Annotated in this window: 14 protein-coding genes; 4 read left to right on the top strand and 10 right to left on the bottom strand. The window is 62.4% G+C overall.

Annotation, left to right across the window (positions count from 1 at the left end; all coding sequences use genetic code 11):
- Nucleotides 1–24 precede the first annotated feature (24 nt).
- On the top strand, nucleotides 25–936 hold the full coding sequence (locus EEQ99_RS15435) for an ROK family protein (RefSeq protein WP_097543065.1): 912 nt from the start codon (nucleotides 25–27) through the stop codon (nucleotides 934–936).
- A 14-nt stretch (nucleotides 937–950) separates the two neighbouring features.
- On the opposite strand, the gene EEQ99_RS15430 is transcribed toward EEQ99_RS15435, so the two are convergent.
- From EEQ99_RS15430 to EEQ99_RS15385, 10 genes are all read right to left on the bottom strand, one after another.
- Nucleotides 951–2,861 (bottom strand): beta-N-acetylhexosaminidase, encoded by a 1,911-nt coding sequence (locus EEQ99_RS15430; RefSeq protein WP_127430712.1) that lies wholly within the window; start codon nucleotides 2,859–2,861, stop codon nucleotides 951–953.
- Nucleotides 2,862–3,095: 234 nt separating this feature from the next.
- Nucleotides 3,096–6,242, bottom strand: coding sequence for an efflux RND transporter permease subunit (locus EEQ99_RS15425; RefSeq protein WP_047616212.1), 3,147 nt, complete (start codon nucleotides 6,240–6,242; stop codon nucleotides 3,096–3,098).
- Between the two features lie 27 nt (nucleotides 6,243–6,269).
- On the bottom strand, nucleotides 6,270–7,409 hold the full coding sequence (locus tag EEQ99_RS15420) for an efflux RND transporter periplasmic adaptor subunit (RefSeq protein ID WP_097543062.1): 1,140 nt from the start codon (nucleotides 7,407–7,409) through the stop codon (nucleotides 6,270–6,272).
- A 50-nt stretch (nucleotides 7,410–7,459) separates the two neighbouring features.
- Nucleotides 7,460–8,068: a TetR/AcrR family transcriptional regulator gene (locus EEQ99_RS15415; protein WP_047616208.1), complete on the bottom strand. Its 609-nt coding sequence runs from the start codon at nucleotides 8,066–8,068 to the stop codon at nucleotides 7,460–7,462.
- A gap of 221 nt (nucleotides 8,069–8,289) precedes the next feature.
- Nucleotides 8,290–8,721, bottom strand: a complete 432-nt coding sequence (locus EEQ99_RS15410) for an OsmC family protein (protein ID WP_127430711.1) — start codon at nucleotides 8,719–8,721, stop codon at nucleotides 8,290–8,292.
- 151 nt (nucleotides 8,722–8,872) lie between these two features.
- Complete coding sequence (locus EEQ99_RS15405) at nucleotides 8,873–9,652, bottom strand: SDR family oxidoreductase (protein WP_127430710.1); 780 nt, start codon at nucleotides 9,650–9,652, stop codon at nucleotides 8,873–8,875.
- Nucleotides 9,653–10,543 carry an aldose 1-epimerase gene (locus EEQ99_RS15400; RefSeq protein ID WP_127430709.1) on the bottom strand — a complete coding sequence of 297 codons (891 nt, stop codon included), beginning with the start codon at nucleotides 10,541–10,543 and terminating at the stop codon, nucleotides 9,653–9,655.
- Nucleotides 10,540–11,490 (bottom strand): L-arabinose ABC transporter permease AraH, encoded by a 951-nt coding sequence (araH, locus tag EEQ99_RS15395; protein ID WP_047616201.1) that lies wholly within the window; start codon nucleotides 11,488–11,490, stop codon nucleotides 10,540–10,542. The genes EEQ99_RS15400 and araH overlap by 4 nt, the downstream gene beginning before the upstream one ends.
- Nucleotides 11,491–11,507: 17 nt before the next feature.
- Nucleotides 11,508–13,013, bottom strand: coding sequence for an L-arabinose ABC transporter ATP-binding protein AraG (gene araG, locus EEQ99_RS15390; RefSeq protein ID WP_063475267.1), 1,506 nt, complete (start codon nucleotides 13,011–13,013; stop codon nucleotides 11,508–11,510).
- Nucleotides 13,014–13,082: 69 nt separating this feature from the next.
- On the bottom strand, nucleotides 13,083–14,066 hold the full coding sequence (locus tag EEQ99_RS15385; protein ID WP_063475266.1) for an arabinose ABC transporter substrate-binding protein: 984 nt from the start codon (nucleotides 14,064–14,066) through the stop codon (nucleotides 13,083–13,085).
- Nucleotides 14,067–14,278: 212 nt separating this feature from the next.
- Between EEQ99_RS15385 and EEQ99_RS15380 the strand changes: the two genes are divergently transcribed.
- The 3 genes from EEQ99_RS15380 (at nucleotide 14,279) to EEQ99_RS15370 (ending at nucleotide 16,726) form a co-directional block, all read left to right on the top strand.
- Nucleotides 14,279–15,022: a FadR/GntR family transcriptional regulator gene (locus EEQ99_RS15380; protein ID WP_127430708.1), complete on the top strand. Its 744-nt coding sequence runs from the start codon at nucleotides 14,279–14,281 to the stop codon at nucleotides 15,020–15,022.
- A gap of 58 nt (nucleotides 15,023–15,080) precedes the next feature.
- Nucleotides 15,081–16,229 carry a galactonate dehydratase gene (dgoD, locus tag EEQ99_RS15375; RefSeq protein WP_127430707.1) on the top strand — a complete coding sequence of 383 codons (1,149 nt, stop codon included), beginning with the start codon at nucleotides 15,081–15,083 and terminating at the stop codon, nucleotides 16,227–16,229.
- Between the two features lie 95 nt (nucleotides 16,230–16,324).
- Nucleotides 16,325–16,726, top strand: coding sequence for a DoxX family protein (locus EEQ99_RS15370; protein WP_127430706.1), 402 nt, complete (start codon nucleotides 16,325–16,327; stop codon nucleotides 16,724–16,726).
- The last annotated feature ends 35 nt before the right edge of the window (nucleotides 16,727–16,761 follow it).

The raw sequence follows: 16,761 nt of genomic DNA, 5'->3' as shown, positions 1-16,761 counted from the left end.
AGACCAGAGAAACGGCAGAGTGCAATGATCATTTCATTCGACATCGGCGGCACCGCCATCAAAGGGGGCATCGCCCGCTCCGAGACAGACATCGTTCCCCTCGGCCGCCGCCCGACGCCGAAGGATGATTTCGCCGCTTTCGTCGAGACCCTGCGCGACATTATCGCTGAAACCGGCGAACGGCCGAGCCGCATCGCGCTTTCCATCGCCGGCGTCGTCGATCCCGATACCCAGCGCCTGATCTGCGCCAACATTCCCTGCATTCACGGCCGCACGCTCGCGGCCGACCTCGAAACCGAGCTCGGCCTGCCGGTGCTGATTGCCAACGACGCCGACTGTTTCGCCATGGCCGAAGCCGGCCTCGGCGCCGGCCGCGGCCACCGCATCGTCTTCGGCGCCATCCTCGGCACCGGCGTCGGCGGCGGCCTGGTTGCCGACGGACGCCTCGTCAATGAGGCCGGCGGTTTTGCCGGCGAATGGGGTCACGGGCCGATCATCGCATCCGCAGCCGGCAATCCACCCGTCGCCATTCCCGCCTATGCCTGCGGCTGCGGCCAGAAGGGCTGCGTCGACACCGTCGGCGGCGCTCGCGGCCTGGAGCGGCTGCATCAGACGCTGCACAATCTCGACCTTTCCAGTGAGGAGATCATCGCCCAGTGGCAGCATGGCGAGGAGAAGGCGACACGCACGATCGACGTCTATGTCGATCTCGTCGCCTCGCCCTTGGCGCTGACGATCAACATCACCGGCGCGACCATCGTCCCGGTCGGCGGCGGGCTTTCCAATGTCGAGCCGCTGCTGGCTGAACTCGACCACGCCGTGCGCGCCCGCATCCTGCGCAAGTTCGAGCGCCCGCTGGTGGTGCGCAGCGAATGCCGCATCGAGCCCGGCCTGATCGGCGCAGCCCTGCTGGGGTTGAAGGCCGAGGCGGCCTAAATCCAGAGGACTCCCTAAAGCACCGGCCACATCCGCACGATCGCTGCGAACCGATCCCAGTCCTTGCGCGCCAAAGGCGTCCAGGCAGCCTCGGCAACGGCCGGAAGGCGCGGAAAAGCCAGCCGGTTGAAATAGGCGCGGGACAGGAAGTTCTCGGTCCAGATGCAGGCCTGGATGCCGCGCATCTTCTGCTGCAGCGCCTCCGGCAGCTCGCCCTCGGCCTCATAAGCATAGGTGTGTTCCGGCGGGCTGAACCCCGCCCAGCCCGCGCCGGGTTCGGCCCAGGCTTCGGCCTGCGCCATGTCGAGATAATAGGCCTGGCCCGGCGTCATCACCACGTCGTAGCCTTCCTGTGCCAGCTCGATGCCGACGGCAGGCTTTTCCCAGGCCATCAGCAGCGTGCCGTCGCGCTCGACGCCGCCGCCATGCGAGACCTCGTTCCAGCCGGCGAGCTTCCTGCCACGCTCCGACAGCATGGCTTTGATACGTTTCAGGAAATAGGATTGCAGCTCGGCGGTGCCGGCAAGTTTCTCCCGCTCCATCAATGCCTTGCAGAGCGGCGAGGAAAGCCAGGAACCCTGCGCCACTTCGTCGCCGCCGATATGAAGATATTCGCTGGGAAACAGCGCCACCATCTCGTCGAACACCTTGCCGAGGAATTCATAAGTGAATTCGACAGCCGGATTGAGGGCATTGTTGGGATAACCCTGCACCGAGCGGTAGCTGTCCGGCGCCTCCTGCCCGTCGACAAGCGCAGGTAGCGACAGCAGCGTCGCGCTGCTGTGGCCGGGAATATCGATTTCCGGCACCACCTCGATGTGCAGAGAGGCCGCATGCGCAACGATCCGCCTGACATCGTCCTGGGTGTAATGGCCGGAGCGCGGTTCCGCCCCGTCGCCGAGCTGGGGCATGAGCACTTCATCCGGCCCGCGCCGCGCGCCGATCTCCGTCAGTGTGGGATAGGCCTTGATCTCCAGCCGCCAGGCTTCGTCGTCGGTCAGATGCCAGTGGAAGATGTTGAGCTTGTTCCAGGCGAGAATATCGATCAGCCTCATGATATCGGCCACCGGATAAAACTGCCTGGACACGTCGAGATGACAACCGCGCCAGTCATAACGCGGCTGGTCGGCGATCGTGCCGAAATTGGGGAATTTGAAGCTCTCACGATCGGCGCGGCCGCCATGCAGCAGCTGCGCCAGGCTGATCAGCCCGTATTGCCGCCCAGCGGCATCGGCACTCGACAGAACGATCTCATGCGCGGTGAAACGCAATTCATAGGCAAAGGCGGCGATCGAGGATTCGGTGACGAAACGAATGGCCCGTCCGCCTTTGACGGCACTGAGGGAGAACGGCACGCTGTCGGCCGGATAGAGCCGCTGGTAGAGTTCCAGAACCAGGGAGAGCGCCTTGACCGCATCGGGCCGCGTCCGCTCGGCCGGATAAAGGACGACGGGCAGCTCTCCCGCCTTCAGCCCGAGAGCCAGCGGCCAGGGCAGCAGCGCATAGGGCTCCTCGGCCCGACCCGGCGGCAGAAGCGGCGGCGCCACGCCGCCTTCCCGGCCTTCGAGCATGAGATCGCCGAAACCGACGGGAACATGGCGCCCGTCGCCAAGTGTCAGATAGGCCGATTTGATACCTGATGTCGCATGTTTCGGCTCTCTGGTCAGGCCCTCGACGGTGAACCGCCAGCGCCCCCCGGGCGCCACGCTCAGGCCGTCGCTCGGTAGGAATTCGTGGAAATGCGCGAGCTGCTGTTTGAGGCTGCCGCCATCGCAGACATGTTTGTCGGCAACGCGCGTTTCCGAGGTGTAGGCCAGCGAGAAGCCGGAGAGCGGCTCGGCCGAAAGATTGAACAGCGTGAAGGTCAAGCGCCCAAAGCTGCCCTCGATCGGGCTCCAGCTTGCTTCCAGATGGTAATCGGCCATGGTCGTGCCCTGCCCCGTCGATGAGTGACCGGGATCGCGACTGGACTCCCGGCGTGCTTTCGCAGCTTAGCTTTTTCGAGGCGGCAATGGAATCGGCGCGCAGGTTCAGGGCGGGCTGCAGCATGAAAACCGTTCAAAGCCTTCCAACCAGGCCCTACGGGTTCAACAGCGGTGCATCTTGGTCGGGATCTGCGGGCCTGCAAGGAAAACGGCGCGGCTTTCGCCGCGCCGTCCTCACTCTGCTGCCAACGCCGGCGGATGTCTGTCATCCGCCTCTTCCTGGATGGCGTCGGCATGCTGGCCTGGCTCGTCCTTCGCCTTCGGCTCCCGGCCGAAGAAAAGGGCGTAACCGGCGGGCAGAACCAGAATGGTGAGCACTGTGGCAACCAGGATGCCGCCCATCATCGCGTAGGCGAGCGGACCCCAGAAGACGCCGCGCGAGATCGGGATCAGCGCCAGCACGGCGGTCAGCGCCGTCAGCATGATCGGCCGGAAACGCCGCACGGCCGCGCCGACGATCGCCTCCTGCCGGTGCATGCCGGCCTTGATATCCTGGTCGATCTGGTCGACCAGGATGATCGAGTTGCGCATGATGATGCCGAGCAGCGCGATGACCCCGAGGATCGCCACGAAGCCGAAGGGCGCGCCGCTGATCAGCAGTGCCGCCGCCGCACCGATAATGCCGAGCGGCCCGGTGGCGAGCACCAGCATCGCCTTGCCGAAATGCTGCAGCTGTATCATCAGCAGCACGATGATGACGGCGAGCATGATCGGCGCCTTGGCGGCGATCGACATCTGGCTTTCCGCCGCATCCTCGGCGCCGCCCTGGATCTCGACTTTATAGCCGGCCGGCAGGCTGTCGCGCAGGTCCTTCATGTCGGCATACATCTTCATCACCACATCGTTCGGCTGCACATCGTCGGGCAGCGTCGCACGCACGGTGATCGTCGGCAGGCGGTCGCGCCGCCATTCGATGCCCTGCTCCATGACCGGCACGACCTTGGCGACCTGCGAGACCGGCACGAAGCCGCCGAAGTCCGTCGGCACATAGACAGAGTTGACCGCCGACAGCAGCGAACGGCTGGCATCCGGCTCGCGGGCGACGATCGAGACCGTCTCCTCGCCGTCGCGGAAATCATCGAGCGCCGCACCCGACATGGCAGTCTGCAACATCTGGCGAACGCGCTGCGAAGTGACGCCGAGTGCCCGGGCGCGATCCTGGTCGATCACCAACTTCATCGCCGGCACCTGCTCCAGCCAATCGTCATGGATGGCGCCGAGCATCGGATTGGCCTGGAAACGCGCCTTCACCTGATCGGCGATCGCCCTGACTTCCCCGCGGTCCGGCCCCATGACGCGCATTTGCACGGGCCAGCCAGTCGGTGGGCCGAGGAAGAGGCGGTCGACCTTGCCGCGAATGTCGGGGAAGTCTTCCGCCAGGATCGTCCGCAGCTTGGTGATCAGCCGCTCGCGCGCCGGTTCGTCATTGGCCATGACGAGCAACTGGGCGAAGTTCGGATTGCGCAGCTGCTGGTCGAGCGGCAGGAAGAAACGCGGCGCGCCTTCGCCGATATAGGTGGCGATGAACTTCTTGTCGGGGTCGTCCATCATCTTGGCTTCGAGCGCCTTTGCCTGCACCTCGACTTCCTTGATGCTGGTGCCCTCGGGCAGCCAGAGATCGACGAGGATTTCCGGCCGCGAGGACTGCGGGAAGAAATTCTGCGGGATGAACTGGAAGGCCCAGAGGCTGGTGACGAAGGTGCCGAGCGTCAGAAGCAGCACGATGACCCGGTGGCGCACCGCCCAGCCGACCGTGCCGCGCAGCCGGCGATAGAAGCCGGTGTCGAAGGCATCGTGATGCTCGCCGGCGTGATGGCGCTGCTTGAGGATCATATAGCCGAGCCACGGCGTGAAGTAGACCGCGACGAACCACGAGGTCACCAGCGCGATACCGACCACATAGAACAGCGACCGCACATATTCGCCGGCCGTCGATGCGGCAAAGCCGACGGGGATGAAGCCGGCCGTGGTGATCAGCGTACCCGTCAGCATCGGGAAGGCGGTCGAGGAATAGGCGAAGCTCGCCGCTTCGATCTTGACGAGCCCCTCCTCCAGCTTTCGCTCCATCATCTCGACGACGATCATCGCATCGTCGACGAGCAGGCCGAGCGCGATGATCAGCGCGCCGAGCGAGATGCGCTGCAGGTCGATGCCGAGTTCGTACATCAGCGCGAAGGTGGCTGCGAGCACCAGAGGAATGGCGATGGCGATGACGAGGCCCGAACGCCAGCCGATCGACAGGAACGAGACAACCAGCACGATGACGAGGGCTTCGCCGAGCGCATGCATGAATTCGCTGATCGCGTCCGTCACCACGTCGGGCTGGTTGGCGATCTGATCGACCGAGACGCCATAAGGCAGCGCCTCCTCGAAGCGCTGATAGGTCGCCTCCACATCCTTGCCGACATCGGTGACGTTGAAGCCCTTGGCCATGACGACGCCGACCTGAACGCTCTCGTGGCCGTTGAAACGGTACTTGCGCTGATAGGGATCTTCGAGCCCGGAACTGACGGTGGCGATATCGCCAAGCCGCGTCACCTGGCCGCCGGCGCGAAGGCGCAACTCGCGAATATCGGTCGCCTTCTTCACGTCGCCTTCGACGGATATGCGCACCGAGCGCAAGCCGGTATCGACGGAGCCGGCCGGATCGACATTGTTCTGGCCCTTGATGGCATTCTGCAGATCGAGGATCGTCAGGCCGCGCTCGGCGAGCGCCTTGGACGAGACGTCGATATAGATCTTCTCAGGCTGGTCGCCGATGATCACGGCCTTCTCGACGCCCGGCGTCGTCAGCAGCATGTCGCGCGCCTGGATCGCGAATTTCTTCAGTTCCGGATAGGAATAGCCGTCGCCGCTGATCGAATGCAGTGTGATGAACGTGTCGCCGAACTCGTCGTTGAAATAGGGGCCGAGCAGGCCCTGCGGCAGCTCGCTGGAGATGTCGCCGACCTTCTTGCGCACCTGGTAGAAAGCGTCCGCCACATCCTTCGAATTCGTATCGCCCTTGACCTGCAGGGTGATGATCGCACTGCCCGCCCGCGTATAGGACTTGACCCAGTCGATATGCGGAGTTTCCTGCAGCTTGCGCTCGATCTTGTTGACGACCTGATCTTCCATCTCCTGTATGGAAGCGCCCGGCCAGATCGCCTGAACGACCATGACGCGGAAGGTGAATTCGGGATCCTCGCGCTGGCCCATGCGCATCAGCCCGAGCACGCCGGTGATGATGATCAGCCCGAAGAGGAAGCGGGCGATGCTCGGATGTCCGATTGCCCAGCGCGACAGGTTGAAGGGCCGCTTCTCGGTGGTGGTGGCGTCCATGGTCTTATTCCCTATCCTATGGCCCGATCAGCGGACGGTCTGGTCCGTGGCGGCCAGGGCCGACTGCTGGTCCGGCACCTTCACCTTCAGGTTTTCGCTCATGAACTGCGTGCCGGCCGCAACGACGAGATCGCCGCTGTCGAGGCCCTCGATCACATGCACGCCGTCGCCGGTGAAATCGGCGACCTTGATGTCGCGGCCATGCACAGTCGACGTATCGCGATCGACGGTCCAGACCATCTTCTTGCCGTCCTTCTCGGCGAGCGCGCTGAGCGGGATCGAGACATAGCTGTTGCCATTGCTGACATTGGCCTCGATCGTCGCCGTCATGCCGAGTAGCACCTGCGGATCGTTCGGCAAGCTCACGCGAACCGCAAAGGTGCGCGATTGCTGGTCGGCGCTACCGGAAACCTCCCGCACCTTGCCGTCGAGCACCAGCCTGTCGTCGGCCCAGAAACTGGCCTTGACTGTCTTGCCCGGCTTGAATTCGGCAATGTCGTTTTCCGGAACCGCGATCTGCACTTCCTTCTCGCCGTCGACGGCAACGGTGACGACGGCGGTGCCGGAGCCGACGACCTGGCCGGTATCGGCATTGATCGCGGTGACGATGCCGTTCTGACCGGCCTTGAGCTCGGTGTAGCTCACCTGGTTTTTCGCCTGGTCGAGCGCCGAAAGGGCGGCATCGCGCTGCGAGATCGCCTGGTCATGGCTGAGTGAGGCCTGTTCAACCTGCGACTTCGGGGCGACACTCTTGTCGAAAAGCTGCTCGGCGCGTTTGTTGACGAGATCGGTGGTTTCGACACCCCTTTCGGCCGCGGCGAGATTGGCTTCGGCCGTCCTGACCGCCAGCTGGTAATCCGTGGCGTCGACGCGGGCAAGAACATCGCCCGGTGTCACCCGGTCGCCGATATCGACGAGGCGTTCGGTGATCTTGCCGGCGACGCGGAAACCGAGGTTCATCTCCGTGCGCGCCTTGACCGAGCCGGAATAATCGAGCTTGCGCGTGTCGCCGGCCTTGGCGATCTCGACGACCTTCACCGGCCGGACGACTTGCTTGACCTCAGCCTTCTCTTCCGAGCACGCGGAAACGCCGATGCCGATCGCGCCGACGAGCGCGAGACTGGTGACGGACGGCATGCGGTAGCTGAGGGTCTTGAGCGAAAACATCTTCCGCACTCCTGGATCGTTTCGGGGGTCTCGACGGCGGCTGCCGTCCATTATTTCTTCAGCGCCCTGATCACGTAGTCGATCAGTTCGTCGACGCTTGCGCGGTTGGTTTTGGCAAGGCATTGGGCCACCATTTGCGGATGGCAGAGATTGATCGTCGCCGCGCCGAAGCAGCGCGAGGCAACGACCGGGTCCTGCTCGACGAACTCGCCGGCGGCAATGCCTTCGGCAATGATTTCGGCAATGAGATCATGGACGCGGTCGATATGTTTTTCGATGACGTGCCAGTCGCGCTCAATCGCGACGATGATCATCTCATGCACCTTCATCTCATCGAGCATCAGATCCAGCGTCAATTGATGCTGGGTCTCGACATAGCGGCGCAACCGCTCACTGGCGCTGATCGGCTGATGGCGGATGTCGTAGGCGATCTGATACGCGGTGGCGAGCATGCGCCCGCAGAGCGCCTGGTGGATTTCCACCTTGGAGGCGAAGAAACGATAGATATTGGCGGGCGACATGCCAAGATCGCGGGCAATGTCGGCCACCGTCGTCTTGCTGTAGCCATAATGCCGAAACAGCCGCTCGGCCGCATCAAGAATGCGGGTGACATTCTCCTGCCGAGTGATGTCGAGCGTGTTTTCCGCAATCTCGTCCATGATTTTCGATGCCTCGAATTACGACTGACGAATTTTGAATTTCGTCAGTCGTAAAATATCAGGCGTCACTTGTCAACATCCCTGAGCGCAGTACAGCTCTCGGCAGGACGGCCATTTGGTCGTGTGAGGGATTTTCTGAAGCAGATGGACGATGGCGATCGGGCGCAATTGAAAAGTGCCGCGACGCGAAACGCGCGCGGCACCTCATCGGCGGCCGGAAATCAGGCGAGCTTGACGTCGAGCGTGATCGGAACGGAGGCGAGCGCCTTGGACACAGGGCAACCGGCCTTGGCCTTGTCGGCAAGCTCGGTGAAGGTCGCCTCATCGGCACCGGGAATACGGCCAGAGAGCGAAAGATGGATGGCGGTGATGGCAAAGCCGCCCTCGACGCTTTCCAGCGTTACCTTGGCGGAGGTTTCCATATGCTCGGCGGTAAAGCCGGCTTCGCCGAGGATCAACGACAGCGCCATGGTGAAGCAACCGGCATGGGCTGCGCCGATCAGTTCTTCCGGGTTGGTGCCGGCAATGCCTTCGAAGCGACTTGCGAAGCCGTAGGGATAGTCCTTCAGGGCGCCGCTCTGCGTCGAGATCAGGCCTTTGCCGTCCTTGAGGCCACCGGTCCAATGGGCCGAAGCCGTACGATTGATCTGCATGCCGTCCTCCTGTTTCGATTGTGCTTTCGAGCAAGCGGCAGGGCGCCGCTCCATGCCCGCGGGAGATCAAATAGCCTTCCCGAAGGGCAATATAATGCTCTATCCGGAGAAGACGACAGGCCTGTAAAAATCAGCGAAAATCGAAGCCCTTTCAGCCGGGATGCTGCAAGACGCTGAGACCACCGTCGATCGTCAGGCAAGTGCCATTCATGAACGGGCATTCGTCCGAAATCATGAACACGGCCGCCATGGCGATCTGCTCCGGTGTCGCGATGCGCCCGCCGGGATGCAGCCTCATCGTTTCGGCCTTTGCCGCTTCCGGATCGGGGAAGCTGTTCCAGTAATCGATCACCTTCTGTGTCGAGACATAGCCCGGCGCCAGTGCGTTGACGCGGATATTGCGGGCCGCATATTCGAGACCCAGGGATTTCGTCATCCCGAGCAGGGCGTGTTTTGCCAGCGGATAGGGAAATGTGTGCGGGATGATGGTGAAAGCGTGCGTCGAGGCAATGTTGAGAATGACGCCGCCGCCCTGTTCGATCAGGCCGGGCAGCACCGCCTTGCAGCAGTTCCAGGCGCCCTTGAGATTGATGTCGAAGCAGCGGTTCCATTCCTCGTCCGTCGTCTCGAGTGGTTCGGCAAAGACATTCACCCCGGCATTGTTGACGAGCGCGTTCAGCTCTCCGATCTCTTCCTTCGCCTGGGCCACCAACGTCGTGATCGTTCCGGCATCGGTAATGTCGGCCGGCAGATAACCAAGCCGGCCGCCACTGCTCTGAAGCGCTTTCGCTGCCTTCGCCAGCCGCGCCGCATCGCGATCGACGAGAAAAACGGCGGCATCCTCCCGCATGAAAGCCTTTGCCATCGCAAGACCGATACCCTGCGCGGCACCCGTGATCAGGATGTTCTTGCCATGCAGGCGGCTGCCCATCTATCTCACCTCCGATTGAACCGGCAGTTCCGACATCAGGATCGTCACCGTGCCGGCAAGAGCCTCCCCCGGCGCAAGCCGCCTGAGCCCACCGAAATCGGGCAGGTGGTGGCCGTTCGGCAAGTGGCTCATCGGCTCGAGGCAGAAGAAGTCGCCGCGGGTGACGGGCATATAGAGCATGAAGCGATCGAGCGCACCATCGGCTTCGAGCGCCGCCTGAATTCCAAGTTCCGGCCAGGTGATAGCAGCCCGTCCGTTCCAACCCTCGAAGGCATTGTTCATCCATTTCTGCGGCAACAGCCTGCCGGACCTGAAATCGAAATCATCGGGCACGGAGCCGGGCATATCGGGAAGATGGTCGGGTCGCTCGTTCCAGTAACGATCGGCCGCAATCATCAGCCTCGTCTTTGGCGTCCGCGCGAAGAAGGGATGCTGACCGAGCCCGAAGGGAAGAGCGGTTTCGCCCCGGTTTTCCACGAAAAGTGTCAGCACCAGCGCATTGCCGGCGAGACGGATCTCCTGCCGGGTGAGATAGGCATAAGGTGAAACACTGTCGGCGCCCCGGGAAAAGCAGAACTGCGCGTGCTCCGGGCTCGAGTCTTCAAGCTGCCAGAGGCTGAGCCAGCCATCGCCATGCCGATAGAGCGAATCGGCAGTATTCGGCTGGAAGGTATAGTCGCGACCGGCAAAGGACATGACATTGCCTTCCACGCGGTTGCCGAACGGCACCATCGCGAAATTCGCCATCGTTTCTTCAGGCCCGCCGGCCGCAACGAGAAAGGGCACGTCCCGATATGTTGCGGCGGTGACGGCGGCACCCCGATGGCTGACCCGGACGACGAGGTCGCCGTGCCGCAATTCGATTTCGTCGCCGGCTCTTCCGTGGTTCATCCGCGTCGCCCCGCAGCTGAAGACCTCAAATTGTCGAGCAGCACCGCGATCAGCAGGATCAGCCCACGTACGACATATTGATAGAATGCCTGGATATTCAAGAGGTTCATGACATTTTCGGCAATGCCCATGATCAGCACGCCGACGATCACACCGCTCATCGCCGCCCTGCCGCCGGCCAGCGAAACACCGCCGAGAACGCAGGCCGAAATCACCGAGAGTTCGAGTCCCGTCGCTGCATTCGGCTGGCCGGAGGTGATGCGCGAGGCAAGCAGGATGCCGGCAACGCCGCAGACGAGACCCTGCAGCGCAAAGATCCAGATGCGCATGTTGACGACGTTGACGCCCGCAAGCCGCGAGGCCTCGGGATTGCCGCCGATCGCCAGGGTGTTCTTGCCGAAGACGGTGCGGTTGAGAACGAAACCGAAGAGGATGAAAAGGATCAGCATGATCCAGATCGGCGTCGGCACGGTCAGGAAACGCGACAGGGCAAGCTGGTAGAAGGCAGGATCGTTGATGCCGACGGCGCGACCATCCGAGGCGATCAGCGCCAGCCCGCGCACGATCTGCATGGTCGCCAGCGTGGTGATCAGCGCATTGATGCGAAAGCGGGCGATGACGATGCCGTTGACGAAGCCGACGAGGGCGCCGCACAGCAAGGCGGCGAGCAGCCCGAGGGGAATGGAGCCCGTCGCATTCGAGACCATCACCGCGATCATGCCGGAGAAGGCGACGATCGATCCGACTGAAAGGTCGAAATCGCGAGACGCCAGGCAGAACATCATCGTACAGGCGACGATGCCGATCGTGACGACCGACTGAAGCAGCCCCAGCATGTTTCGCTCGGTCAGAAAGTTCGGCACGAAGAGCGAGACGATCACGAAGGCAGCAGTGAAGATCACCACCAGTCCCTGTTCGCCGAGAAGGATTTTTTTCACCGAATGCATCGTCCGTGTTCCCAGTCTTAAATGGTGCCTGCGGCATTCTTGTCGGGGAGCGCCGCCGTCAGGATGCTGCGCTCGTCGAAATCTTGGCGGGCGACATTGGCCGCCACCCTGCCCTGGCACATCACCATGATGCGATCGGAGATGCCCATGACTTCGGGCAACTCGCTTGAAATCACCACGATCGCCATACCGCCGGCGGCAAGCTCGTAGAGGATTTCGTAGATTTCCGATTTCGCCCCGACGTCGATGCCGCGCGTCGGCTCGTCGATGACGAGAACCTGGATGCCCTGCTCGGACAGCCAGCGGCCGAGAATGACTTTCTGCTGGTTGCCGCCGGAGAGATTGATGATGTCCTGCTTGCGCGACGGCGTTCGCACCCGAAGCTTGGCGATGAACTGGTCGGCGAGCGCCGCCTCTTGTCTCAGGCTCAGAATGCCGAAGGGCGAAAAATGCCGGCGCGACGAGATCGCGATATTCTCTTCGATCGATCGGCCCTGGACGATGCCGTCGAACTTGCGGTCCTCGGGGCACAGCACCATGCCGGCATTGATCGCCGCTTTCGGATTGTTCGGCGAAACGGCGACGCCGTCGATCGTCACTTGGCCCTGATGCCGGGCATCGGCGCCGTAAAGCAGCCGCGCCATCTCGCTGCGGCCGGCGCCGATCAGACCGAAGAAGCCGAGAATCTCGCCCTGGCGGACCGAAAAGCTGATCGGGTGGCGCAGCCTCGGCCCCGACAGGCCCTTGACCTCTAGCCGAACGGCGCCGAGCGGACGTTCGCGCCATCCCCAGACATTGCTGATCTCGCGTCCGACCATTTCCGAGATGATCTGTTCGCGCGTCGTTTCGCCGATTTGAGGATGGTGGGCGGCAAGCTTGCCGTCGCGCAGCACCGTCAGGCTGTCGCAAAGCCTGAAAATTTCGTCGAGACGATGCGAGACATAGAGGATGACAGTTCCCTTCGCCTTCAGTGTCTCGATGAGAGAAAACAGGATCTCGCTTTCGCGCGAGGAAAGCGAGGAGGTCGGCTCGTCGAGCGCGATTACCCGTGCATCGAGCATGACGGCCTTGGCGATCTCGACCATCTGCCGCGCGCCGATCGAAAGTGAGGCAACCTTGGCCGCGGGATCAACTTCGATGCCGATCTCTTCCAGCTTCGTGCGCACCGTCTCGATCAACGTCTTCGAATGGATGACGCCGCCCTTGGCCGGAAAGCGCCCAAGCCAGAGATTTTCGGCGACCGTCAACTCCGGAACGAGCTGTAGTTCCTGATGGATGACGATGACGCCGGCATGGAAGGCGTCGCGGACGGAGCCGTATTTCTGCTCCTCGCCGTCGATGAGGATGGTGCCGCTATCGGCGGCCTGGTCGCCTGACAGCACCCGGATCAGCGTCGATTTACCGGCGCCGTTTTCGCCCATCAGGCCGTGGACGGCGCCCTTCTCGACAGGGAAGGAAACATCCGCCAGCGCCTGCACGCCGGGATAACCCTTGGAAATATTGTTGAATTCGAGGAAAGCCATCGTCGCTCCGTCGAGAAAGACCCGGCGGCGCTGAGCGGCCGCCGGGCATACATCATCCTCAAAGGACGATCACTCGATGCCAAGATCCTTGCGAACCTTGTCGTAATCGCCGCGCAGCGCCAGGGAACCGGCGGTCAGCGTCAGTTTTGCCGGCTCCTTGCCGTTGGCGATCCAGTCATACATGTTGAGCGCCGTCTCATAGCCGTGACGCTTCGGTGAGATGATGACGGTGCCGAAGAAGCCCGTCGCAGCCGGCTTCTTGAATTCGTTGATCGCCGATTCCGCGCCGCCGATGCCGACACCGATGACGTTGGCCGCCGGAATGCCGACCGACTCGGAGGCACGGACGGCGCCGAGAACGGCTTCGTCGTTGAGGCCGAAGGCGACCCAATATTTCACATCAGCATGTTTGTTGAGAACGGTGGTTGCCGCATTGAGCGCCGCTTCCGTGTCGGTCTTTGCCTGCGGCGCGTCATAGATGTTCTCGGCCGGGAAGCCGGCGGACTTCAGCACCGAGATCGCCCCTTCGACGCGGTCGACGGCAGTCGGTAGCTGGTCGTAGGAGACCCGCACCGCACCGACATTTTTCATATCCCAGCCGCGCTTCTTGATTTCGTCGACGATGGCCTGGCCGACGGTCTCGCCGATCTTGGTGGCAGAAATGCCCATATGCGGTACGTCTTCCAACGGCTTGCCATCGGCGCTGACGAGGCGGTCGTCGACCGTCATCAGCTTCAGTTGGTTGGCTTCAGCCTTGGCGACAATGCCGGGGCCGAGTTTGACGTCGGGCGTGCAGATGATGAAGCCCTGCGCACCCTGGGCGCCGAGATTGTCGATTGCCGACTGCACCTTCTCGCCGTCTTCGGCGCCGATCTTGACGACGGTGAAGCCTTTTTCCTTGGCGGCCTGGTCGGCGAATTTCCATTCGTCCTGGAACCACGGCTCCTCGGGCTGCTTGACGATGAACCCAATCTTGACGTCTGCGGAAAATGCCGAGCCGGCCGCCAGAATGGCGAAGGTGCCAGCCAGGATGGCTGCTTTGAACAAGCGCATGTCTCTCTCCCTGAACTCTAAAAACCGAGCAGCTGCCTCCCCGGCAGCGCCCTATGAATTATGATAAATCATCATACCAGTCAATTGCCAATGTATGATGATTGGAATAATAGGATTATTGACGAGAGGCCGGGAGGAAGCGTCGCAAAGCGGATCGAATTCGGATAATGAGGTTCGATTGCTTCGCGCCGGAGATAGAGCGGAGAGGTGAGTTGGAAACAATCGAGCGACAGGACGCGGCCGAAAAGCGCCGACCGCGCGTAGGCCGCAACGTCACGGCGGCGATCGCTCAGGATATCTGCGCGGACCGCTATCCCTCAGGCACGCCGCTGCCGCGCGAGAACGACCTGTGCGAGCTCTACGGCGTCAGCCGCACCGTCATTCGCGAATCGCTGAAGGTGCTGGAATCAAAGGGCCTCGTCCGCGGCAAACCGCGGGTCGGAACCACCGTCTGCGACCGGGACGACTGGAATATACTCGATGCCGACGTGCTCGAGTGGATCGGCCCTTACATCAAGGATTTCGACCTGCTCGGCTGCATTCTCGAAGCCCGCCGCACCATCGAGCCGGCAGCTGCGGAATATGCCGCCGAGCGGGCCAGCGCCCAGGAGATCGCCGATCTCGACAAGGCCTGGCGGCAGATGCGCGACAGTGCCCGCGACCCGGAAAGCTTCACCGAGGCCGATGTCATGTTCCATACGGTGCTGCTCACCGCCAGCCACAACCAGGTCTTCCGCCGCCTGTCGAGCGCCATCCATGCGGCGCTGAAATATGCGCTGCATGCCTCCAACATCGCCGTCGAGAATCGCGAGGATGCGGTGCTCGTTCACGGCCAGTTGGTCGAGGCCCTGCGCATGCGCGACAAGGCGGGCGCCCGCGAATGCGCCAACCGCATGCTCGATCTTGCGGTGCGCGACCTTGCCGCCGCCGAAAAGGCGATCGGCAGAACGAAATGATGGATCACCACCTGCGGACATGCCGATCGCAAACCCGGGAAGAGACTGAAAGACAGCGATGAAGATCACCAAACTCACCACTTATATCGTGCCGCCGCGCTGGCTGTTTTTGAAGGTCGAGACCGACGAGGGCATCGTCGGCTGGGGCGAACCGGTCGTCGAGGGCCGGGCGCTGACTGTTCAGGCGGCCGTCCACGAACTGGAAGACTATCTGATCGGCAAGGATCCCTTCCTGATCGAGGACCACTGGACCGTGATGTATCGCGGCGGCTTCTATCGCGGCGGCGCCGTTCATATGAGCGCGATGTCGGGCATCGACCAGGCGCTCTGGGACATCAAGGGCAAGGCGCTCGGCCAGCCGATCCATTCGCTCCTCGGCGGCCAGCTCCGTGATCGTATCAAGGTCTATTCCTGGATCGGCGGCGACCGTCCCTCGGATGTCGCCAACAATGCCAGGGAGGTGGTTGCCCGCGGTTTCAAGGCGATCAAACTCAATGGCTGCGAGGAGATGCAGATCGTCGACACCAACGAGAAGGTGGAGAAGGCAGTCGAAACCATCGCCGCCATCCGCGAAGCGATCGGCCCGCATATCGGCATCGGCGTCGATTTCCACGGCCGTGTGCACAAACCGATGGCGAAGGTTCTCGCTAAGGAGCTCGATCCCTACAAGCTGATGTTTATCGAGGAGCCGGTGCTTTCGGAAAACAAGGAAGCGCTGCGCGATATCGTCAACCATACCTCGACGCCGATCGCGCTCGGCGAACGGCTGTTTTCGCGCTGGGACTTCAAGCAGGTTCTGTCCGACGGCTATGTCGACATCATCCAGCCGGATCTCTCCCATGCCGGCGGCATTACCGAATGCCGCAAGATCGCGGCGATGGCCGAAGCCTATGACGTGGCGCTGGCGCCGCATTGCCCGCTCGGCCCGATCGCGCTCGCCGCCTGCCTGCAGGTCGATGCCGTCAGCTACAACGCCTTCATCCAGGAACAGAGCCTCGGCATCCACTACAACAAGGGCAACGACATCCTCGACTACATCTCCAACAAGGAGGTGTTCCACTATGCCGATGGTTTCGTTTCGATCCCGCAGGGTCCCGGCCTCGGCATCGAGGTCGACGAGGCTTATGTCATCGAACGCGCCAAGGAGGGCCATCGCTGGCGCAACCCGATCTGGCGGCACGCCGACGGCAGCTTCGCCGAGTGGTAAGAGATAAGGGTCGCGCAAGCGGCCCTTTTTCATTCATGGTGTCGGACATCGAGCCTCTCATCCGTCATAGTAGAAGCTCAAGAGGAGGTTTCCATATGGCCAGAGCGATCGCAATCATCGTCGCCCGCATCATCTTCAGTTTTATCTTCTTCATGGCGGCCGGCTTCAAGTTCGCCGATATCGGTGCGACGGCGGACTACGTCGCCGCCGCCGGTTTTCCGATCGCGACATTCCTGGCCTGGATCGCCGCCTTCTTCGAGATCGCGCTGGCGCTCGCCTTCATAACAGGTGCCTTCTTCACGGAGGCCAGCCTGCTCGCCGGCATCTATGTGATCTTCCTCGCCTTCGCCTTCCACGGCCCATCGCATTGGCAGCAGAACCAGGCCGAGTTCGGCTTCTTCGTCGATCACTTCACCTTCCTCGCCGGCCTGCTCTTTGCCGCCGTCCACGGGCCGGAGAAGTGGGCATTGAGGCAGAGCCTCCTCGGAAAGCTCTGACGACCCGCTCTACCTCCTTGCCGATGCTGCTGCGA

Source organism: Rhizobium anhuiense (assembly GCF_003985145.1).
Classification (GTDB): Bacteria; Pseudomonadota; Alphaproteobacteria; order Rhizobiales; family Rhizobiaceae; genus Rhizobium; species Rhizobium anhuiense.
Note: the sequence above shows the minus strand (reverse complement) of the source record. Positions and strands in the feature narration are given on the sequence as shown.